The sequence below is a fragment of the Streptomyces sp. WAC05292 genome (genome assembly GCF_003949955.1).
In the GTDB taxonomy this organism is placed as follows: domain Bacteria; phylum Actinomycetota; class Actinomycetes; order Streptomycetales; family Streptomycetaceae; genus Streptomyces; species Streptomyces globosus.
Genome location: NZ_RPSE01000458.1, coordinates 1 through 4585, shown reverse-complemented (window position 1 = coordinate 4585; position 4585 = coordinate 1). Strand labels below are relative to the sequence as shown.

The window sequence follows — 4585 nt, the reverse complement described above, 5'->3', positions numbered from 1 at the left end:
GGCAGGGCGGCTGCGGCGGTGGCGGCGAGCGCGGCGGCGGCGACGGCCGCGGGCAGGGTCCACCTCGGCTGGTTGCGCATGCGGTGAGGGCATCACGCAGGCCGGTGCCGGTCAACGACATACGGGGCGTGGCGCGGCCCCTCCGGGAGCACCGCCGGTGTGCGCCGGTGCGCCCCGCCGCCCGGGTGCGGGCCCGTACGGGTGGTTTTCCGTGCCGCGGGCGGCCCCCGGGAGGGTGACGGTTTCCGTCCGCCGGGCGCCGGGGCGCGGCGCCGTCCCCGTACCGGACGCGGCCGTGCGGCCGCTTCTCGGCCATCCGGGCTGCGGTGCTCAAGCCGTCGCGTGCCGCGGCCCGATGAAGGGGAGGCCGTACCTCGGAAGCGTTCCCGGCGCCGATGAGGTGCGGCTCCGTCGTGCCGATCCCCGCCCCCATGGAGTCCCCGTGCGCCTGCTCACCGGTCTGGCGACCGCCCTCGCCCTCACCCTGGCCCCCGCCGCCGTCGCCGGCCCGGCGTCCGCGAGCACCCCGGAGCCGACGCCGGTCCCGCTGCTGACCGCGGAGAACGCGATCCCGGGCAGGTACATCGTCACCCTCGACGCCGGGGTGGACGGGGCGAAGCTGGCCGAGCAGCTCAAGCTGAAGCCGTCCTTCGTGTACAGCAAGGCCGTGAACGGCTTCGCGGTGGCGATGACGACGAGCCAGCTCGCCGCGGTCCGTCTGGCGCCCGGCGTGAAGTCGGTGGAGGAGGACGCGGAGGTGTCGGCGCCGCTGCAGCCGGCGGCCGGTCCGGCGCTGCGGGCCCCGGCCGCGACGTGGGGCCTGGACCGGATCGACCAGCGGGGCCTGCCGCTCGACGGGACGTACACGCCGACCGGCAGCGGCGCCGGGGTGACGGCGTACGTCATCGACTCGGGCATCGACTACCAGCACGCCGAGTTCGGCGGGCGCGCCGTGTTCGGCTTCGACGCGATCGGCGACGGCCGGCAGGGCCTCGACTGCAACGGGCACGGCACGCACGTCGCGGGCACGGTCGCCGGGAAGACGTACGGGGTGGCGACGAAGGCGAACCTGGTGTCGGTGCGCGTGCTGGGCTGCGACGGGCGGGGCGCCTGGTCGGGGATCATCGCGGGCTTCGACTGGGTCGCGAAGAACGCCCGCCAGCCGGCCGTCGCGAACGCCTCCCTCGGCGGCGACCGCTCGACCACCGTCAACGCCGCCGCGACGGCGCTGTCGGACGCGGGCGTCCTGCCGGTCGTCGCGGCCGGCAACGAGGCGCGCGACGCGTGCAACGTGTCGCCGGCGTCGGCGGCCCGCGTCCTGACGGTCGGCGCGTCGAACGCGTACGACCAGGAGACGGACTTCTCGAACTACGGGCCGTGCGTGAACCTGTACGCGCCCGGGCAGGACGTGGTGTCGGCGCGCCTCGGCGGCGGCACCGTCGCCCTGAACGGCACGTCGATGGCGTCGCCGCACGTCGCGGGGATCGCCGTGCTGTACCGGCAGGCCCACCCGACGGAGACGCCGGCGCAGATCTACACGTACCTGAAGCAGAACGCGACGAAGGGCGTCCTGACCCGCGTCAGCACGGGCAGCCCGAACGAACTCCTCTTCACGTCCGGCCTCTGACCGGCCACGGTACTTCTCGGCCTCCCGCCCGCGGGCGCTCCGGGTGGAGCGCCGCGGCGGACGCCCGGGAGCGGGATTGGCCGGTTCCTGCCGGTCGACCGGCCGTACGGCCGCCCGGGCGGCCACCGGGGCCGGGCCGTTCGGGCAGCCGGTGCGGCTCGTGCGGACGGGCCGCGCCGCCCGGCCGGACGGAGAGCGGGCCCGCCGCGTCCGGCCGAGGCCGGGCGGGTGCCCGTACGGCCTGTCAGGCGGCGTCGCGGAAGTGCGCGAGCAGCGCGTCCGCCTCGGCGGTGTTGCCGGAGATGGTGTCGAAGGCGAGTTCCTCGGGCACGGCCGGGCCCCACAGCCAGCGGTGGTGGCAGCTGAAGCAGAAGACCAGCTCGAAGAGGAGGCCCTCGTCGGCGCCGAAGGCCCGCAGGCCCCAGCCGGGGGCGAAGCACAGGCGGGCGTCCCCGGGCGGCATGGACGAGATCAGGTCGAGGGAGTCTGCGGCCTGCCGGCCGGTCCACCGGCTGACGACGGGGCCGGTCATGGGCCGGCCGTAGCGTTCGGGGCGGGCGGCGAGGCGGACGACCTCGACGACGGCGGCGGCTGCGACGGCTTCGGGGGGGAGCGTCATGCGGGCAGTCTGGCCGCCGGAGCCACATTTACGCCATAGCGGGCGTGTTGGCCGGTGGGGCGGTGGCCGGATCCTTTCCCCCGTCGGTGTTCAGCTCGGCCAGCATGCGGTCGGTGAAGCCGAAGAACCAGGTGGCGGCGAAGCCCACGAGGTATCCGACGGCGAGCCCGCCCGCGTAGATCGCGGCGGTCGTTCCCATCCCGGAGCGCCCGTCGAGCAGCGGGAACAGCGCCCACCCGGACGGGCCGATCGCGGTCGAGCCGAAGACGCTGCCCAGCTGGTTGAACAGGCCGATGAACGCGCCGCCCGCGGCGCCGCCCGCGCAGGCGGTGACGAAGGGCCGGCCCAGCGGCAGCGACACCCCGTAGATGAGGGGCTCGCCGACGCCGAGGAAGCCTGCGGGGAGCGCGGACTTGATGACGGTGCGCAGGGAGCGGTTGCGGGGCAGCCGGCAGTACACGGCGAGCGCGGCGCCCACCTGTCCGGCGCCGGCCATGGCGAGGATCGGCAGCAGGACCGTGTAGCCGCTCTGCTCGATGAGGGTGGTGTGGATGGGGATGAGCGCCTGGTGCAGGCCGAGCATGACGAGCGGCAGGAAGAGGCCGCCGAGGACGAGCCCGGCGAAGGCGCCGCCGGTGTGCAGGAGCCAGCCGGCGAAGGCGCCGATGGCGGCGGCGATCTCGCCGGCGAGGAACATCAGGCCGAAGAGGGTGGCGAGGCCGGCCGTCAGGACGGTGACGGTGGGGGTGACGAGGTTGTCGAGGGCCTCGGGCACCCAGGTGCGGCACCACTTCTCCACGCAGACGGCGAGCAGCGCGGCGGCGAGCGCGCCGAGGACGCCGCCCTGGCCGGGGGTGAGGTGCTGGCCGAAGGCGTCGATCTTCGCCACGCCCGGGAAGACGATGATCGCGGCGACGGCGCCGCCGAGGACGGGGGTGCCGCCGAACTCCTTGGCGGTGTTGAAGCCGACGAACACGGCGATGAGGGACATGAAGCCGGAGGCGATGGCGGCGAGCGCGGGGACGACGGTGGGCAGCAGGCCCGCGTTGGCGAGGAGGCCGTTCAGGCCGGCGATGATGCCGCAGCCGATGAGGGCGGGGATGAGCGGGACGAAGATGTTCGCGATGCGGCGCAGCGCCAGTTTGACGGGGGTGGCGTTGCGGGCGCTGCCGGGCGTACTGGGCGTCGTCGACGAGCGAGCGGTCGCGCAGCCCGATGCGCAGCCGTGTCATGCAGTGCGCGATCGAGGTGACGTTGTCCGGGCCGCCGACCAGGGGGAGGATCGCGGCGGCCGTGTCGCGGTGCTTGTCTGAGGGCATGGGGTGATCGCCTTGTGTTGGAGGGCGGGATGAGGGGCGGTGGCCGGTCAGCGGGCTGGCGGGGCGCCGTCGGCCGCGGGGCCGGGGCCGTCGGGTGCCGCCGTGTGGGTGAGGGCCGCGCGGAGGTGGCCGTGCGAGGCGGTGAGCAGGGCGGAGGCGGTCGGGCCGTCGACGCCGGCGAGGAGGACGAGGATCGCGGCCTTCACCTCGCCGCCCGCGGCGGCCAGTGCGCCCTCCACCTCGTCGTCGCCGGCGCCGGTGGCGAGGGCGACGATGCGGCGGGAGCGTGCGCGCAGCTTCTCGTTGGAGGCCCGCAGGTCGACCATCAGGTTTCCGTACGTCTTGCCGAGCCGGATCATCGTGATCGTCGAGATGAGGTTGAGGACGAGCTTCTGCGCGGTGCCCGCCTTCAGGCGGGTGGACCCGGTGAGCAGTTCGGGGCCGACGACGACCTCGATGCCGTGCTCGGCGGCCGCGGCGAGCGCGGAGCCGGCGTTGCAGGACAGGCCGACGGTGAGGGCGCCGCGGGCGCGGGCGTACGCGACGGCGCCGAGCGCGTACGGGGTGCGGCCGGAGGCGGAGATCCCGACGACGCTGTCCTCGGCGGTGAGCTTCAGCGCGGCGAGGTCGGCGGCGGCCAGCTCGGGCGAGTCCTCGGCGCCCTCGACGGCCTGCACCATGGCGGAGGGGCCGCCCGCGATCAGGCCGACGACCTGTCCGGGGCCGGTGCTGAACGTGGGCGGGCACTCGCTGGCGTCGAGGACGCCCATCCGGCCGGCGGTGCCGGCGCCCGCGTAGACGAGGCGGCCGCCGCGGGACATGCGGGCGGCGATCGCGTCGACGGCGGCGGCGATGGCGGGCAGCTCGGCGGCGACGGCGGCGGGGACGCCGGCGTCCTCGGCGTTCATGAGGCGGGCGAGGGCGAGGGTGTCGAGCCGGTCGATCTCGGCGAGGTCGGGCCGGAAGGCCTCGGTGGTCAGGGTGTCGAGCTGGGCGCGCAGCGCGGCGTCGGCGGTCACG

The 4585-nt window shown here is 75.5% G+C and carries 3 protein-coding genes and 1 pseudogene; 1 reads left to right on the top strand and 3 read right to left on the bottom strand.

All coding sequences use genetic code 11. From position 1 onward, the window contains the following. Positions 1 to 442: 442 nt before the first annotated feature. Complete coding sequence (locus tag EF903_RS29145; RefSeq protein ID WP_390335754.1) at positions 443 to 1627, top strand: S8 family peptidase; 1185 nt, start codon at positions 443 to 445, stop codon at positions 1625 to 1627. 244 nt (positions 1628 to 1871) lie between these two features. Here the strand turns inward: EF903_RS29145 and EF903_RS29140 are convergent, their stop codons facing one another. From EF903_RS29140 to murQ, 3 genes and pseudogenes are all read right to left on the bottom strand, one after another. Further along, positions 1872 to 2246, bottom strand: a complete 375-nt coding sequence (locus EF903_RS29140; protein WP_125548003.1) for a hypothetical protein — start codon at positions 2244 to 2246, stop codon at positions 1872 to 1874. A gap of 28 nt (positions 2247 to 2274) precedes the next feature. Beyond that, positions 2275 to 3565, bottom strand: a pseudogene (locus tag EF903_RS29135) (PTS transporter subunit EIIC). 47 nt (positions 3566 to 3612) lie between these two features. Continuing rightward, positions 3613 to 4584, bottom strand: a complete 972-nt coding sequence (murQ, locus tag EF903_RS29130; protein WP_125548002.1) for an N-acetylmuramic acid 6-phosphate etherase — start codon at positions 4582 to 4584, stop codon at positions 3613 to 3615. Between the last annotated feature and the right edge of the window lies 1 nt (position 4585).